The 15,137-nt window shown below is 70.8% G+C and carries 17 protein-coding genes and 1 pseudogene; 5 read left to right on the top strand and 13 right to left on the bottom strand.

The genetic code is table 11. The features are described 5' to 3' along the window. Genes ACIBO1_RS26845 through ACIBO1_RS26835 form a run of 3 tightly spaced genes read left to right on the top strand, consistent with a single transcriptional unit; the run spans nt 1 to nt 3,745 of the window. Entirely contained in the window at nt 1–1,491 is a 1,491-nt protein-coding gene (locus tag ACIBO1_RS26845) for an ATP/GTP-binding protein (RefSeq protein ID WP_396751201.1), read from the top strand. Then, complete coding sequence (locus ACIBO1_RS26840; RefSeq protein WP_396751199.1) at nt 1,488–3,266, top strand: type IV secretory system conjugative DNA transfer family protein; 1,779 nt, start codon at nt 1,488–1,490, stop codon at nt 3,264–3,266. The genes ACIBO1_RS26845 and ACIBO1_RS26840 overlap by 4 nt, the downstream gene beginning before the upstream one ends. Beyond that, on the top strand, nt 3,263–3,745 hold the full coding sequence (locus ACIBO1_RS26835) for a DUF4913 domain-containing protein (protein WP_396751197.1): 483 nt from the start codon (nt 3,263–3,265) through the stop codon (nt 3,743–3,745). The genes ACIBO1_RS26840 and ACIBO1_RS26835 overlap by 4 nt, the downstream gene beginning before the upstream one ends. 270 nt (nt 3,746–4,015) lie before the next feature. Here ACIBO1_RS26835 and ACIBO1_RS26830 read toward each other — a convergent pair whose 3' ends face one another. Beyond that, complete coding sequence (locus tag ACIBO1_RS26830; RefSeq protein ID WP_396751195.1) at nt 4,016–4,228, bottom strand: hypothetical protein; 213 nt, start codon at nt 4,226–4,228, stop codon at nt 4,016–4,018. 409 nt (nt 4,229–4,637) lie between these two features. Here ACIBO1_RS26830 and ACIBO1_RS26825 point away from each other — a divergent pair, with 409 nt between their 5' ends. Further along, nucleotides 4,638–5,030 carry a hypothetical protein gene (locus tag ACIBO1_RS26825; RefSeq protein ID WP_396751193.1) on the top strand — a complete coding sequence of 131 codons (393 nt, stop codon included), beginning with the start codon at nt 4,638–4,640 and terminating at the stop codon, nt 5,028–5,030. Nucleotides 5,031–5,192: 162 nt separating this feature from the next. On the opposite strand, the gene ACIBO1_RS26820 is transcribed toward ACIBO1_RS26825, so the two are convergent. From ACIBO1_RS26820 to ACIBO1_RS26775, 10 genes are all read right to left on the bottom strand, one after another. After that, entirely contained in the window at nt 5,193–6,533 is a 1,341-nt protein-coding gene (locus tag ACIBO1_RS26820; RefSeq protein ID WP_396751191.1) for a hypothetical protein, read from the bottom strand. Then, complete coding sequence (locus tag ACIBO1_RS26815; RefSeq protein WP_396751189.1) at nt 6,530–6,910, bottom strand: hypothetical protein; 381 nt, start codon at nt 6,908–6,910, stop codon at nt 6,530–6,532. The genes ACIBO1_RS26820 and ACIBO1_RS26815 overlap by 4 nt, the downstream gene beginning before the upstream one ends. Nucleotides 6,911–7,359: 449 nt before the next feature. Next, complete coding sequence (locus ACIBO1_RS26810) at nt 7,360–7,494, bottom strand: hypothetical protein (protein ID WP_396751187.1); 135 nt, start codon at nt 7,492–7,494, stop codon at nt 7,360–7,362. A 410-nt stretch (nt 7,495–7,904) separates the two neighbouring features. Then, on the bottom strand, nt 7,905–8,423 hold the full coding sequence (locus ACIBO1_RS26805) for a hypothetical protein (protein ID WP_396751185.1): 519 nt from the start codon (nt 8,421–8,423) through the stop codon (nt 7,905–7,907). Nucleotides 8,424–8,430: 7 nt separating this feature from the next. After that, nucleotides 8,431–8,727, bottom strand: a complete 297-nt coding sequence (locus tag ACIBO1_RS26800) for a hypothetical protein (RefSeq protein WP_176096097.1) — start codon at nt 8,725–8,727, stop codon at nt 8,431–8,433. A gap of 198 nt (nt 8,728–8,925) precedes the next feature. After that, nucleotides 8,926–9,312, bottom strand: a complete 387-nt coding sequence (locus ACIBO1_RS26795; protein ID WP_396751183.1) for a hypothetical protein — start codon at nt 9,310–9,312, stop codon at nt 8,926–8,928. A 104-nt stretch (nt 9,313–9,416) separates the two neighbouring features. Beyond that, nucleotides 9,417–10,427, bottom strand: coding sequence for a tyrosine-type recombinase/integrase (locus ACIBO1_RS26790; RefSeq protein ID WP_396751181.1), 1,011 nt, complete (start codon nt 10,425–10,427; stop codon nt 9,417–9,419). 147 nt (nt 10,428–10,574) lie between these two features. Next, entirely contained in the window at nt 10,575–11,120 is a 546-nt protein-coding gene (locus tag ACIBO1_RS26785; protein ID WP_396751179.1) for a DUF6919 domain-containing protein, read from the bottom strand. A 1-nt stretch (nt 11,121) separates the two neighbouring features. Further along, complete coding sequence (locus tag ACIBO1_RS26780; RefSeq protein WP_396751177.1) at nt 11,122–11,706, bottom strand: hypothetical protein; 585 nt, start codon at nt 11,704–11,706, stop codon at nt 11,122–11,124. 187 nt (nt 11,707–11,893) lie between these two features. Next, on the bottom strand, nt 11,894–12,550 hold the full coding sequence (locus ACIBO1_RS26775; protein ID WP_396751175.1) for a helix-turn-helix domain-containing protein: 657 nt from the start codon (nt 12,548–12,550) through the stop codon (nt 11,894–11,896). A gap of 102 nt (nt 12,551–12,652) precedes the next feature. Here ACIBO1_RS26775 and ACIBO1_RS26770 point away from each other — a divergent pair, with 102 nt between their 5' ends. Further along, a complete protein-coding gene (locus ACIBO1_RS26770) occupies nt 12,653–12,871 on the top strand; it encodes a hypothetical protein (protein ID WP_396751301.1) in 219 nt (72 codons plus the stop codon). 47 nt (nt 12,872–12,918) lie between these two features. On the opposite strand, the pseudogene ACIBO1_RS26765 reads toward ACIBO1_RS26770, so the two are convergent. Then, nucleotides 12,919–13,194 (bottom strand): annotated as a pseudogene (locus ACIBO1_RS26765) (DUF4158 domain-containing protein); the annotation flags it as partial. Nucleotides 13,195–13,403: 209 nt separating this feature from the next. Then, nucleotides 13,404–15,137, bottom strand: a 1,734-nt coding sequence (locus tag ACIBO1_RS26760) for a hypothetical protein (protein WP_396751174.1), incomplete at its 5' end; no start/stop codon positions are given.

Below are 15,137 nucleotides of genomic sequence, written 5' to 3'. Positions count from 1 at the left end.
ATGACTATCAGCACCCGGGACAACAGCACGCCCCCGCCACCGCGTCGACCAGCCGCACGCCGACCGGGCCGGCTCGGCTACGCCGGGCCCGGCGGCGGCCGGTGGTCATGGATCGAGCCGCCGACGGAGTACCGGGGCACCACCGTCCAGGTGTGCGGCCTGTTCCCGTTCGGCACCGGCGCGTCGACCCCGATGATCGGCGTCCCGCTCGGGCGCCACCTCTACACCGGCAGCGCGGTGTGCTTCGATCCGATCTCCTGGTACACGAGAGCGAGGTTGATCAACAACCCGTCGGTGTGGATCGAGGGCGAGCCCGGCATGGGCAAGTCCACGGCGGTCCGCCGGATGGTCCTCGGCCTCACCGCGCAGGGCGTGACCCCGCTGATCCTCGGCGACCTCAAACCCGACTACGCCGAGCTGGTGCGTGCCCTGGGTGGGCAGGTGCTGCGGGTCGGGCCGGGCCTGGACCGGATCAACCCCCTCGACGCCGGTCCGTGGCGGCAGGTCCTCGGCCGGGTTGACGAGCGCACCGGCGCGGTCGTCCGCGCGGCGGTCACCGATCGGCGCCTGAACATGCTGGTCGCCCTGGCGACCCTGGTCCGCCGGGGCCCGGTCAGCTCCGACGAGACCACCGTGCTGGCCGCTGCACTGCGCTACCTCGCCGAACGCGAGACCGACGACGCCCAGCCGGTGCTCTCCGACGTCCTGGCCGTCATCCGCGACGCCCCGGCCGAGGTCCGCGCGGTCACCCTCTGGCAGGAAGAGGGAGATCTCCCCCGGTTCCGGGAGGACACCGCCGCACTGCACCGCACCCTGCTGGCGCTGCTACACGGCCCGCTCGGCGACACCTTCGAGGGGCAGACCACCACCGCCATCCGGCTCGACACCCCGGCCGTGTGCGTGGACATCTCCGGCATCGACGACACCGACGAGCTGCGCACCGCCGCGACCCTGCTGTCGACCTGGTCGTACGGGTTCGCCCAGGTCGAGGCCGCGCACCTGATGGCCGACCTCGGCCTCGCGCCGCCGAGGACGTTCTTCACCGTGCTCGACGAGCTGTGGCGGGCGCTGCGGGTCGGGCACGGCCTGGTCGACCGCGCCGACGGACTCACCCGCCTCAACCGACAGAAGGGCACCGGCACGGCCTTCATCACCCACTCCCTCGCCGACTTGGAGGCGCTGCCTACCGCTCACGATCGGGCCAAAGCGAGAGGCTTCGCCGAACGCTCCGCCGTGCTGATGATCGGCCCCTGCTCCGAACAGGAACTCGACGCCGTCGCCCGGGTACGGCCGCTGTCGCAGGCCGAACGGCGTGAGGTGCTGTCCTGGTCGGCGCCACCGTCGTGGACCGCCAGCGAGGGCGGCGAAACCGTCGGCCGAGGGCGCTTCCTGATCAAGGTCGGTTCCCGGCCGGGCATCCCGGTGCACCTGGAACCCACCGAGGTGGAGAAGCAGCTCGGCAACACCGACTTCCGCTGGACGATGACGTGAACCGGCCTGCCGGGCCGCGCGGCGGCCACGATGACGCCGGTCTGATCGTGGGCGGGCTCGCCGCCCTGGTCCTGGTCCTCGCCGGCACGGTATGGCTGCCGGTCGTGCTCACCCGCCCGCCCGGCTACACCGGCGGGCACCCGATCCAGGTGGCCCTCGACGTCCTGCGCGGGGACATCACCTGGACCACCGCGTGCACGCTCGTCGCGGTCGCCCAGCTCGCCGTCCTGCTGCTGCTGATCGGGACGGTGGTCGCGGTCCGACGGTGGATCGGCCGGCGGCGGACCCGAGTCGACTCGGCCGCCCGCCGGATGGCCAGCCGTGACGACCTGGCGCACCTCGGCCCCAAGGGTGTCACCGACAGCGGCCGACGACTACGGCCCAGCCTCGCCGACGTCGACCGGCCCGACCCCGACCAGCTCGGCGTGCTCATCGGCACCACCGTCGCCGGGGGAATGCCGCTGCGCCAGTCCTGGGAGGACATGGCCGTCGACATCTGGGGCCCGCGTACCGGCAAGACCACCAGCCGGGCCATCCCCGCCATCGTCGCCGCGCCCGGCCCGACCCTGGTCACCAGCGTCAAGGGCGACATCGTCGACGCCACCCGCGAGCTCCGCGCCGCACGCGGCGACGTGTGGGCGTTCGACCCGCAGCACATCCTCGGCGCCGAGCAGGGCATGTGGTGGAACCCGCTGCGCGCCGTAGCCACCATCACCGACGCCCGCCGCCTCGCCGAACACTTCGCCGCCGCCGAACGAGAGCCGGGCGTCAGTCGGGATGCCTTCTTCGACCCCAGCTCCGAGGAACTGGTGGCGAACCTGCTCCTCGCGGCCGCCGTGTCCGGGCGGGACATCCTCGCCGCATACCGATGGGCCGTCAGCCCCCGCGACGACGAACCGGCCCTCCTGCTGCGTGACCGGGGCTTCGACCTGCCCGCCGACGCGGTCGCCGGGGTGGTCAACATGCCCGACAAGACCCGGGGCGGCATCTACGCCGGTGCGCAGAAGATGCTCATGTGCCTCACCGAACCGGCCGTCACCCGCTGGGTCACCCCACCCACCCGAGGCGGGGTGCTCGAGTTCGACCCGGCCGCGTTCGTCGTCAGCACCGACGTGCTGTACCTGCTCTCCCAGGGCGGGCCTGGTTCCCCCGCCCCACTGGTCGCCGCGCTCACCGACGCCGTCCTGCGCGCCGGGGAGCTGCAGGCCCGCGCCTCGGCCGGGCGGCGCCTCGACCCGCCGCTGCTGAGCGTCCTCGACGAGGCGGCGAACATCTGCCGGCTACGACAGCTCCCCAACCTGTACTCGTTCTACGGCTCCCACGGCCTGCCCATCATCACGATCCTCCAGTCCTACCCCCAAGGCGTCGACGTCTGGGGACGCGAGGGCATGCGCAAGCTGTGGTCCGCCGCGAACGTCCGCACCTACGGCGGTGGCGTCGCCGACCCCGACTGGCTGGAAGAACTCTCCAAACTCATCGGTGAGCACGACGTCACCACCCGGTCGACCAGCAACAGCGGATCCGGCTGGGGCAACCGGTCGGTCTCCCACTCCACCCGCCGCCAGCGCATCCTCGACGTGTCCGACCTGCACGCCCTGCCCCGGGGCCGGATGGTCGTCTACGCCTCCGGCGCCCCACCCGCGCTCGCCCGCACCGCCCCCTGGCACGACGGGCCGTACGCCGCCGCGATCCGGGCCTCGATCGCCCGCTGGGACCCCACCGGCCGCACCGACTGGACCCTGTCCCCCGACACCCCGCCGGAGCCAGCACCATGACCACCCACCCCTCCGAGCCGGTCGACCCGGTCGCCGACCTCAGCGCCCTACTCGGCGAACTAGCCGGCGACCACCAGGGCGCTTCGCCGGCAGCCGCCGCGCCAGCCGGCGACGAGCCGGTCTACCGCAACGTCGAAGCGTTCGTCGGGGACTACCTCGCCCACGTCGTCGAGCGCCGCATCGCCAGCGGACCCACCTCCGGCATCAACTGGTGCCCGCGCTGGTGGGCCCACCCAGAGGCGATCTCCCGCCTCTACGCCCTGTGGCGGGCCTGGGAAACCCTGCGGGTCAGCGACCCACAGACCGGCATGAGCATCTGGTGGCGCGACCACCTCGACCCCCACCTCACCGCGCTCGCCGCCGAGTACGGCCCCTTCAGCCGGTGCGGCCCGGACAAGCACACCGACACCAGCCCGCTGCCGATCGAACCCGCACCCCCGGAAGTTCTCGCGCAGCTTCCCGACGCGGACGGCGTCTGATTCCGCCGCATCACCGCCAGGATTAGGCCAGGCCGTGGGAGCTAGGTAGGCGGCGCAGTCCTCCAACCCATTTCACCCAAAATGCCCCTCTCAGCCGCCCTGCCAGCGGGTCTACGCTTTCTATAGGAATGGGGATACGCATCGTGGCGGTGTTTTGCTGCGTCGCGTGGCACGTGAGGTGTCGTACCGTGATGTCATGTCACGCCCAATGGGCGAGACACGAGGAAGGGCGGGAAGCCGAAGCTCCCCGCCCCACCCTGGAACGGGACCTCAGCGACGCGTTCGGCGCCTAACCAACATCGTCGCCTGTCCCAGCACCGCGAGGGCCTTCGCCACCACGGCAAGGCCCTCGCGCTGTTGATAGGCCGCCACCAGGGCGACCAGCTCCAGCGCCGGCCCCGCGAACTGCCAGACCCGCACCAGGTACGGGATCGGCCGCGTCGGCTCGTGCTCCTGCTCCTTCACCGTCTCCTCCACTTCCATTCCCCGGTCCGTCCGGAGCACCGCGGTCGGCTCCGGCAATGGAGCGGGCCAGGCCAGTGGAGGATGCAGTTGTAGCAGTGCCGCACTCACGGTACGGACCACAGTGAACAACATGGAGGGAGGCGCGCCGACACACGGCGATGCTTTCGGCCACCACAGCCAGTACGGCAAAGACCGGGCAACCCTCCAGCGCTGATACCGGGTGCACTAAACGGATCTACCGCTCAAAAGGTGCGTGCTACCTCGCGGTATCGACGTTGTGATGAATGATCTCTTTCTCCTCGCTGTGCCGGTATTCGTTGGTCCGGACGCGCTCACGATCAGATCCTGGTCGGTGGTCTCGTGGGGCGGGTCAAGGCTCTGTGCCCGGGGCCAGGGGAAGTGCCACCACGCGGGCTACGGTCGAGCCATGAGCAGCGGATACGACCCGGTGCTGGCCGAACAGAGCGTGCGGAAACTGGCGGCTGTGACCGACGAACAACTCATCGACGAGGTGCGTGCCGCGACCGCTGTGGTGGTCGACCGGGTGGAGCACCTGCGCCGGACCGGCTGGCCACGCGACCCGGTCGAGCAGGCAGCGAGCGCTGCGATGAAGGATGCTCGGACCGCTCTGGTTGGCCTGTCCGCTGCTGATGCGTCGTTAGCGGCGGTGGTGACTGCGGTCAGGCCGGTTCTGGGGCAGTGGTGGCCAGGTCAGCCGGCGGAAGCCGCCGCAGTGGCAGCGGCGGTGGAGCGGCTACGGTACGCAGCACTACACCGACCGGCGCAGGTGCGCGACGCTCGCTGGTTAAGCACACCCTGACTCGCCCCCCTGGGCGACCGAGATCATCGCAGGTCTGTCACAGCGGGAAAGAACACTGCTGACGTGATCGGTGATGAAGCGCAGTAGTGCCGAGAGAACAGCACGGACGAGAACCGACAGCTCCTCACTCGGCACTCCCAGACCTTCGAGACTTCGTCGTGCTTACCGTGATTGGTCCGATGCCCGTCCAGGAGGTCGCGCCGATCCGACCGTGCGGCTGCTGTCTGCCACCAGGGGCCCTGGCCGTGTCGGGCGGGGAAAGGCCGTAGCCGCCGCGCTGGCTGCGCTCGCCCTACGTATCTGCGACAGCGCCTGGCTGATGTCCCGGACGAGGTCATCCTCAGCGATCGCCGGCCGCCAGCTCACCGTCGCTCGGTAGACCAGAGAACCGGTCGGGCGCCGCAAGGTGTTCTCCCCCCGGAGGAACAGGTCATGGCGACGCACCACGCTGGTCAGCCCCTGGTGCAGGGCGGCGGCGAGCAGCGGCAACTCCCCGGCGAGGCGCGCCAGGTCCGTCCTCGGCGGGGCTGCGGGGCTGTCCAACAGCGAACGTGTCCACCGCAGCACCTCACCCAGCTCACCAGCAGCGTCCCGAGCTGTCCCCGACGGCGGGGTCGCGCGCAGGTCAGCAGCCGCGATCGCTGCCTGTCGCCAACCACCAACACTCGACGGCGTGCCCTCAGCGGTCAGGATGTGCGCGGCCAACCCGAGCTGGGTGCCGACTCTCAGGTGCACACCGGCGACCTGGTCCGGGTTTTGCCAGAGCCAGGTCCTGGCAGCCCGCAGCGCGACGATCGCTGCATCAATCGTGTCCACGGCCGGAGCCGGGTCCAGCGGCACCCGGGCGATATCGAGTTCGTCCAGTCCGGGACGACCAGTGGTGGCAGTGACCATGTCTCGGGCGACGACGCCGAGTCGGCTGGTCGCCACCCACCGGGCGGCATCCGCCGCCGGGGCGTACGTCTTCCCGGCCAGTTCGTTCCTGGACAGCCAGGACGGCAGCCTGGCGTCCATCAGCGTCGCCTCGGTGGTGATGCGGGCGAGGCCACTGAGGGTTCCCTGGACCCCGCCGCCGGCTCGGATAGCCGCGCCCTCTGGCGTCTTCGGACGCTGACCCAGCGGGATGTGACTGGCGATGATGTCGCCCATCACGCCGACCGCGTCGGCGGCCCGGCGCAGGGATCGAGCAGGGCCGGTCGTGATGGGCGGTGCCGGCGGGTACTGCTCCATCGTGGCTGCGCCCAATAACCCAACGTAGAACCGGGTCAGGCTCTGGCCGTGTCGGCTGAGGATGAGGTCGGCCGCCGCCCGTGTTGCCACCTCCTCGGCGGGCCGTCCACCCACCACCAGCTCGGTGGCCCTGGCCAACTGGCGGTAGAGGTCGTTTCGGGCACTCAGGAGCGCGATGATCTCGGCGGCGGTGTCGGCACGTTGCCCGGTCACTGCCGTGGCGGCGGCACGGACTGCCCGGTGCGCCTCGTCGCGCCAGGTGCCGACCGTCATGCCAGGGCCGCCGCTGCTCGCCGGAGCTGCTCGGCGGCGGCGTCATGGTCAAGCCGCCGGGCTAGGTCGTTGCCTGAGGCGTTGGCCTTGCGGTCGTGGTGCCGAGCGAGGTGCACGATGAGGTCCGCGACGGCGGTCCGGACCTGGGGACGGTCGCCGCCCGGCACGGTGGCGTCGACCTCGACCTGGTCGTCGCCGTAGAAACGGGCCTGGACATCGAGCATCTCCAAGCCGAACCGGTCCCAGGCAGAGGTGTCCTCGCCAGACACGGCCTTCCAGGCTGCGACAGCGAGGTACACAGCTCCGGCGGCGGCCAGATCGTCATCTTCAGCGGCGAGCCTGGCACTGAGGGCCCTCGTTGCTTCCGTGAACTCCATGCGGCACAGCCTCTGCCCAGCAACCCTCCGCCGTCCAGCCGACAATCATCGACCTGTGGATAACCTCCTAGACGGCCTGGTCGATGCCCTGTGCATACCGATCAGTGCGGGGCCTCCTGGTCGCCCGGACGCCGCCTTGTCGAGCACCGCCTGCCAGGGGTATAGATCCAGCCAACCGTGCGTGGCGTGGGGTGTCCATCGCCCGCACGGAGGCGTGCTCATGCCGCAAGACGCCACCGGCCATCGAGACTTCCTAACTTTCTTAGTTCTCATCCACGATGTCGGGGGTGTACCGCATCCTCTACGTGAGGAGCATCCTCAGAACTTCCTCAGCGGAACGGATTGAGTCAACACACCGGCCGGTCCTTGTATCAGCTCTGATACGTCTTAGGGTGGGATGACGTAGAAAAAGGTGAGGGCGGGAAGCTGACGCTCCCCGCCCCCGGGAATCACCGGTGACGTCGGCCTAGGAACCAGTTCACCGATGTATGCCCCAGCACCGCGAGGGCCTTCGCCGCCACGGCGAGGCCCTCGCGCTGGTTGTAGGCCGCCATCAGGGCGGCCAACTCCAGCGCAGGCCTCACGATCTGCCACACCCGCTCGGTTCGCGAGGTGACCCGCGGAGGGTCCTGCTCCGGCTGTTGTCGCACCGTGTTCCTCCTCTCCGGCTCCGGGGTTCGGAGCCCCGCGGTCGCTCCGAGAAGCGGCGCCGGATGGTAGGAGGTCCACGGTTGGTGACAACCGCAGTGCCGAGAGATGACGGTATCCCACAGACCCGACACATCAGCGGCGCTGTCCAGGTTCGACACGCCGGTGACGGCGCACATCTGTGCGAGGTGTCGCCAGTGAAGGCTGATGTCCCCTCGCCGCTGGCGAGGCGGCTAGCCGGAGTGAGATCGGGTGATGACGTCAGAGCAGGTGTTGGGACGAGCGAAAAGCCCTGCGCCGCGTCGTCGACATCTTGGTTCAGGCGCCGTTCTGAGTCCTGGACCGTTCAGCCACCGGCCGTGATGTGCTCGCATACCCGGCGGGGCCGGTAGCCGCCCGGGACGTCAGCGCCGATGATGTTCCAGAACGGCGGCGAGCCATCGATGTGCCCGCCGAGGGTGTGCCAGGCGTAGCCGGGGTTTTCCCTGCGCAGCGCCGCGAGACCGGCGGCGGCGAGGCCACGGCGGCGGTAGGCCGGCAGAGTGTGCGGCTGCTCGACCCAGCCGGTCCGGCACCGATGACATATCTGGTAGTCGACCGCGAACACAAACTCGTCCCGTACGGAGGCGTCATCGGGGTCGTGGCCGCGTAGGTTCGCCGCGCGCATCCGCCAGCCGATCCGCTCGTTCGAGACGGTGTCCTGCCACGGCGTGGCCAGCCGGGGCACGACCGGCCAGCCGGACCGGCGCGGCCACCGACCTCCGGTCAACCGCAGAAGCAGGTCGCGCCACGGCTCACGCCCGAGCATCGCCGTACTGGCCACCAGGTCCCGGATCTCGGCATCACGCGAGCCGGTGTCGGTCATGGGCGGCTCAGTCCTCGCCGGCGTCGGTCTGCGCATCCCTGGCCTGTTCGACCAGCGCGTTGGTCAGGTCGCGCAGCCCGGCCACGACTTTCCAGTCCGGCCGGACCGCCGGGTTTAGGCCGCGGGCCTTGGCGTCCTCCCAGATCCGGTCGACGTAGTCGTACAGGGCCTGCCGGGCCTGGACCTGTGCCGCCCGGCCGCCGGCGTCGAGCGCGGCCAGACCTGCCGCGTCGCGTTCGGCAAAGGCGTCGATCAGCTCGATCGCCATGCCCTGATGGTCCAGTTCATCGTTCACATCGACCATGCCGGTAACCCTATGGCATCGGATCGTCACGCGGATGTGCCGCGATCGTAAGAGCCGCAACGGCCGGTAGCCGTCGGTGTCGAGCGACGCGAGTTCGGGGCCGTCCGTAGTTTCCAGCCCTCGACCGGCCGGACGCGGTGCCTGCGGCTACCATCTTCGGTGCCGACCAGCGTTAGAGCGCCGCGATTCGGACTCCCTCTACCCCTGCGCGAGCGTGAGGGTTGCCCACACCTGACTGGCGCCGATCGGGTCGATCGCGCGCAGGTTCACCGGCACGTCGAGCACGACCAGGTGCGCACGCTCGTTTACGCCTCGGCCGGGCGAGATCAGGCCGCGTACCGCGTGCTCGCCCTGGTCGTCGTCGCCACCGGGCTCCGGCGCTCCCAGCAGCCGCGCGGCGACCTCGGCCGGGAAGGGGCCGCCCTGCCACTCGATCTCCCAGGTCCGGCCGCCGTCGCCTTGCCACCAGTCGAGATGGGTGGCGCCGTTGAGCGCGCCGGTCTCGCGCAGGGCCGACATAACCCGTCCCAGCACCTCGTAGTAGCCCGCCGGGTTGTCCCGCAGGTGGTGCACCTGATCCGTCATGGCCTGCTCAACGAGTCGGGCCGGGGGTCAGGTCCGCCCTGCCCCCCGGTTGATCCTGCCGGCGACCGCCAGGTGGAGCCAAGGCGGCCTTGCCCCCAGCCCGATCAACCGTTGAGGTAGCGGGCGAGGGTGTAGGCCGGAGCGCGATCGAGCCGGGCGCCACCGTGGTCGTAGCGGCGGGTGGTACGGGCGTCGGCATGCCCGAGTTGGTCCTGGACGTCTTCGAGGTTCGCCCCGGCGTCGCGGCTGAGGGTGGCGCAGGTGTGCCGCAGGACGTGGGCGCTCATGGTGACCGGGATACCGGCGGCGCGGGCGAGGCGGCGTAGTAGTCGCCAGACCGCGCCTCGGTCCAGTCGGCCGCCGCTGGCGGTCGCCACCAGCGGCCGACACGTTCCGGCGCCGGCTTGCCCGGCCGGCACGGGCGTCCGGTCGCCGGTGAGGTCGGTGCGGCCGGCGAGGTAGGCGTCCAGGCGGCGAAGGACAGGAGCGGGCAGCGCGACCAGGTGCGGCCGGTCGCCCTTCGCGGTGAAGCGCAGGACCCGGTGGCCACCGTTGTGGCCGAGTTGCTCGACGTCGGCGCCGACCAGCTCACCGACGCGCAGCCCGGTGTAGAGCAGGATCGCCACGATCACGGCGGTGCGTGCCGCCTGGGGACTGCTGTCGGTGTCGGCGGCGGCCAGCAGCGCGTCGGCCTGGTCGCGGGACAGGCCGGCTGTCGATGACGTGCGTGGTGCCCGCGGTTTGCGTTTCGTGTCGATGCCGGTGGGGTTGGCCCGGTCGGTGTGGTCCTCGGCGATCAGCCACGCGTAGAAGGACGACACCGCCGCCAGCCTGCGGGCCCGGGTCGCTGGCGCCGCGCCGGCGGCTTCTTGGGCGCGCAGCCACGCGTGCGTGTGAACCCGGCGGGCCTCGGTCAGCGGATCCACCACGGACGCAGCAAGAAAGTCCAGCCAGTGTCTAAGGTCGCGCCGGTACGCCGACCTGGTGTTGACCGACTGGTAGCCGATCAGCCACTCCCGCAGCAGCATCTCCAGTTCGTCACCGCCGTTACTCGCCACCGTGGTGCCAGTGGGTGGTCGGGCGGCCGGAAGTAGCTCTCCGGACAGGACATTCACTGCGTGATCCCTCGCTTGCGTTGTTCGGCGCGCAGGCACGCCGGGTGCCACCACCGGGCTCCATCGTCGATCACGGTCAGCGCCGGTCAATCGGGTGGGTCGCCGCGTGCAGCTCGTCGACGTCGTCCACGACGACCCGGACCCGGATCACCGGCTCACCTTCGCCGGGTGGGGCAGGTTCAGCGCGTTGGTGAGGACGTGCCATAGGTGCTCGGCGCGGCCCCAGACCGGATCCACGACGGTGACGTACCAGGCGTTGTCGAGCGCATACAGCGCGGTCTTGCCGACCTCGCCTTCCCAGTCCTCGAATCCCGAGACGCCACCCACCCAGGTGTGGGCCGCACCGTGATCAAGAGTGACCGGGATGCGGACACCGCTGTCGCTGTACTCGTGCAGCAGCACCAGGTCGGTCGCGGCGAGCGCGGCGGTGAGCCGCCTGCAGGTGGGATCGTCGACGAATCCGCTGATCGCGGCGCGTTGCCGCCAGCCCTGGTCGAGTTCCTGGCCGGGTTGGGAGAAGTCGGTGACGAACCCGGCGCGGTTGAGGGCGGCCAGCACCGGGACCAGCGTCGCGGTCTCCTCATCGGGTGGCCCGCCGTAGGTGGGGGTCTCGTCGAGATCCCCGGTCAGCCATCGTGCGGTCAGCTCTCCCAGGTCGGTCAGGCTGGTGGCGGTTGCCCAGGTCAGTGTCATGTCATGCCCTCGCCAGGTCAGCGGTGAAGGCGGCCACCCGGTCGTACTTGGTGCTGGTGGTGTGGCCGTCCCAGGCCGCCGGGTGGGCGGGCAGGTGCCAGGAGATCTGCCCGGCGGGCAGCTCGATGTAGACGACAGTCGGGTGAAGGTCGCTCGGGTCGTGCCCGACTCCGGCGGGGATGCCGGCCTCGTGGGCCAGGGCGAGTGCGGTCCAGATCAGAGCGTTGCGCCGGTCGTAGCGGGCGGTGATCTGCGGGGTGTCCGGGCCGGTGTGGCCGTGCCGGGACGGGTCGACGGCGGCGATGTCGGCCAGGACGCGGGCGAGGCGGACCTCGGCCGGGCCGGCGGCGCGCAGCGCGGTACGGATGTGGTCGAGCTGCGCGGGCAGGCCACGCAGGTGCCACGTCAGCAGGTTGGTGCGCAGATCCTGGTGGGCGACGCCGTGCGGCAGCACCGGGCCCGGTCCGCTCCACTCGGCGAGCAGCGACTCGACAGCCGCGACGAGAGCGGCGAACTCGGGGTCGACCGGCGCGAGCCGGCGGGCCCGGGGCACCCGGCCGGCGTCGGTCGGCTTCCTGGTGGGCATGTGAGGTGCCTTCCTGTCGGAGGGATGATCAGGTGGCGGCCCGGGGCCTTACGGGTGGTCCCGGCTCGCCGGGACGAGGCCGAGTCCGGCGGTCCGGATCACGGCGTCTCGGTGCCTTCATAAGAACACTTATGGAGGCATTACAGGACGGGCGGGATTCCGGGGAATCAGGAACGCTCCCCCAGCGTTAGTCGGCCGCCTCGACGTTGTCGTCGCGGGGCGAGTTCGGTCCCACGACCTCGAACTCCTCGGGCTTGATCACCAGGGGCAGCCCCGAGCTTTCGAGCGCACCCACGATCTGCTCCACGAGGCGGTCCTCCTCGGCCCACCGGCGATCGCGTTCTTCATCTTCCAACTGGTCGGCGACTCGGGCGGCCAGCACCTCGCGCAGCACCGTCACCTCCGGGGTCAGCTCCAGGAATCCGCCAGCGCGCTTCCTCGCCCACTCGACCGACAGCCCGGCCTCCTCGGCCGCCTTGACGGCGAACGCGAGCTGAACCAGTGCGTCCATCTGCGCGGCGGCGGCGGCGCGGGTCCGCTCGGCCAACTCGTACGCTCGGCGCCGCCACCGGTCCAGCACCGTCGCCACGTCGAACGTGGCCGGCTTGTCGGCTAGCTCGCTCCAGATCCACAGGTCGAGAGCGGCGCCGAGGGCGACAACCTCGGAGAGCTTGGGCTCGCGGTGCCCCTGCTCCAGCTTCCAGATCGTCGCCTGGGTGTAGGAGTGGCCGAGGTCCTTCATCCGCTGCGCCAGCTCGGCTTGGGACAGGCCCTTCTCCTCACGGATCTTGCGCAGATTGATTGGGAAGTACTCCCCGACCGACGGGTCCCCGCTCAGCGTCACACTCGATCCCTTCTCCGCGACTCCGAAACGGAGTCGATTGCAACTACGTACCATAGTGTACGGTGCTGTGGAGTCAAGGACCAATCCGAATTGGAGTCGAGCGTGGCGAGAGAATCGCGGACCGCCGGGCGTCCGTACCTGCTCAGCGTGCGGGCGAGCCTCATCCTGACGCTGAGCCTGCTGGTCGGCGGCGCGGCTGCCGGGCTGACCATCGCGTCCGGCGAGGGCTGGACGGGCGCCCTGCTCGCCGGTGGCGCGGCAGTCGGCGGAGCGATCGCGCTGTTCAACCAGATCATCGACGACAGTGATGGTGTCCGGTGACCCGCGCGTAGACCCGGAAGCGGGCCGACCGACGCAGGTCGCGCAGGCCGGCACCGACTCCACGCACAACCGAGCCGCTGCGACAACCGGTCCACCGCGGCGTCCGGCGCCAGCGTCACCTCATCGGGCACGAACCCGAGCCACGGCAGCGTGCACAACTGGACCGCCACGCCCAGCACGTTGCGGCCGGTCCGGAACTGGCGCACGAACGCCTCGTCCGCACCGGTCAACGTGAAGTACCGGATCAGCTCCGCCCGGTTGATCTCCGGGAAGCCCCGAAGGCGCGCCAGTTCCTCCGCCGAAAACACGTCCTGAGTCGCCACGAACCACCGCCTGAACATCGATCGTCACCAAACGGGACGGGACGCTAGGGCTCAGGACAGACCTTGATCAACCCTCAGTTCTTATCGTTGTTTTTGGTCTGGAAACTACGGGCGGGCCGATGGTCACGATGACGACGACGACACCAGCACCGCGCCAGAACAGCCCACTACCAGCGAAGACACCGACTCCACCAGGTGCGGCTGGAGTACTAGGTGTCTCGCGACCGTTCGTTACCGGACAAACCATCCACGTGCCGGAGCACCACCTGCGGCGAACACTCCGCCAACGCCGATAACGACACTTGCCATGAAGTCATCGCCAACACTGCACCTAGAAGCCGACCAGCCCGGTCTGGGTCGCCGGCGGCGGCGACCACCCGCGCCACCTCGACCAACGCCCGCGCCTGCCAGGGCGGGTTGGTGATCGCGCGGGCCACCGTCTCGGCCCACCCGGAGTCACCGACGGCGGCGACCGCCCGCGCCACCTCGACCAACACCCACGCCTGCGAGTGCGGGTCGGTGATCGCGCGGGCCACCGTCTCAGCCTGCTCGGCGAACTGCCGAGCCCGGTCAAGGTCGCCGCCGGCGGCGACCGCCCGCGCCACCTCGACCAACGCCCGCACCTGCGAGCTCGGGTTGGTGATCGCGCGCGCTACAGTCTCGGCCCACCCGGAGTCACCGACGGCGGCGACCGCCCGCGCCACCTCGACCAACGCCTGCGCCTGCGAGCTCGGGTCGGTGATCGCGCGGGCCACCGTCTCAGCCTGCTCGGCGAACTGCCGAGCCCGGTCAAGGTCGCCGCCGGCGGCGACCACCCGGGCCACCTCGACCAACGCCCGCACCTGCGAGCTCGGGTCGGTGATCGCGCGGGCCACCGTCTCAGCCCACCCGGAGTCACCGACGGCGACGACCGCCCGCGCCACCTCGACCAACGCCTGCGCCTGCGAGCTCGGGTCGGTGATCGCACGGGCCACCGTCTCAGCCTGCTCGGCGAACTGCCGAGCCCGGTCAAGGTCGCCGCCGGCGACGACCACCCGCGCCACCTCGACCAACGCCCACACCTGCAAGCTCGGGTCGGTGATCGCGCGGGCCACCGTCTCAGCCCACCCGGAGTCACCGACGGCGACGACCGCCCGCGCCACCTCGACCAACACCTGCGCCTGCGAGTACGGGTTGGTGATCGCGCGGGCCACCGTCTCAGCCTGCTCGGCGAACTGCCGAGCCCGGTCAAGGTCGCCGCCGGCGGCGACCACCCGGGCCACCTCGACCAACGCCCGCACCTGCGAGCTCGGGTCGGTGATCGCGCGGGCCACCGTCTCAGCCCACCCGGAGTCACCGACGGCGACGACCGCCCGCGCCACCTCGACCAACGCCTGCGCCTGCGAGCTCGGGTCGGTGATCGCACGGGCCACCGTCTCAGCCTGCTCGGCGAACTGCCGAGCCCGGTCAAGGTCGCCGCCGGCGACGACCACCCGCGCCACCTCGACCAACGCCCACACCTGCAAGCTCGGGTCGGTGATCGCGCGGGCCACCGTCTCAGCCCACCCGGAGTCACCGACGGCGACGACCGCCCGCGCCACCTCGACCAACGCCCGCACCTGCGAGTACGGGTCGGTGATCGCACGGGCCACCGTCTCAGCCTGCTCGGCGAACTGCCGAGCCCGGTCAAGGTCGCCGACGGCGACGACCGCCCGCGCCACCTCGACCAACGCCCGCACCTGCGAGCTCGGGTCGGTGATCGCGCGGGCCACCGTCTCAGCCTGCTCGGCGAACTGCCGAGCCCGGTCAAGGTCGCCGACGGCGACGACCGCCCGCGCCACCTCGACCAACGCCCACACCTGCGAGTACGGGTCGGTGATCGCGCGGGCCACCGTCTCAGCCTGCTCGGCGAACTGCCGAGCCCGGTCAAGGTCGCCGACGGCGACGACCACCCGCGCCACCTC

The sequence above is a fragment of the Micromonospora sp. NPDC049903 genome, from assembly GCF_044460945.1.
Taxonomy (GTDB): Bacteria; Actinomycetota; Actinomycetes; order Mycobacteriales; family Micromonosporaceae; genus Micromonospora.
The sequence above is the reverse complement of the archived record's forward strand: the minus strand, read 5'-3'. Positions and strand labels throughout refer to the sequence as shown.

Bases quoted from the DNA above. Each gene is read 5' to 3' on its own strand.
- ACIBO1_RS26785 (WP_396751179.1), bottom strand. From the start codon at position 11,120: ATGACACTGACCTGGGCAACCGCCACCAGCCTGACCGACCTGGGAGAG.
- ACIBO1_RS26800 (WP_176096097.1), bottom strand. From the start codon at position 8,727: ATGGTCGATGTGAACGATGAACTGGACCATCAGGGCATGGCGATCGAG.
- ACIBO1_RS26825 (WP_396751193.1), top strand. From the start codon at position 4,638: ATGAGCAGCGGATACGACCCGGTGCTGGCCGAACAGAGCGTGCGGAAA.
- ACIBO1_RS26830 (WP_396751195.1), bottom strand. From the start codon at position 4,228: ATGGAAGTGGAGGAGACGGTGAAGGAGCAGGAGCACGAGCCGACGCGG.
- ACIBO1_RS26780 (WP_396751177.1), bottom strand. From the start codon at position 11,706: ATGCCCACCAGGAAGCCGACCGACGCCGGCCGGGTGCCCCGGGCCCGC.
- ACIBO1_RS26805 (WP_396751185.1), bottom strand. From the start codon at position 8,423: ATGACCGACACCGGCTCGCGTGATGCCGAGATCCGGGACCTGGTGGCC.
- ACIBO1_RS26815 (WP_396751189.1), bottom strand. From the start codon at position 6,910: ATGGAGTTCACGGAAGCAACGAGGGCCCTCAGTGCCAGGCTCGCCGCT.
- ACIBO1_RS26820 (WP_396751191.1), bottom strand. From the start codon at position 6,533: ATGACGGTCGGCACCTGGCGCGACGAGGCGCACCGGGCAGTCCGTGCC.
- ACIBO1_RS26835 (WP_396751197.1), top strand. From the start codon at position 3,263: ATGACCACCCACCCCTCCGAGCCGGTCGACCCGGTCGCCGACCTCAGC.
- ACIBO1_RS26845 (WP_396751201.1), top strand. From the start codon at position 1: ATGACTATCAGCACCCGGGACAACAGCACGCCCCCGCCACCGCGTCGA.
- ACIBO1_RS26795 (WP_396751183.1), bottom strand. From the start codon at position 9,312: ATGACGGATCAGGTGCACCACCTGCGGGACAACCCGGCGGGCTACTAC.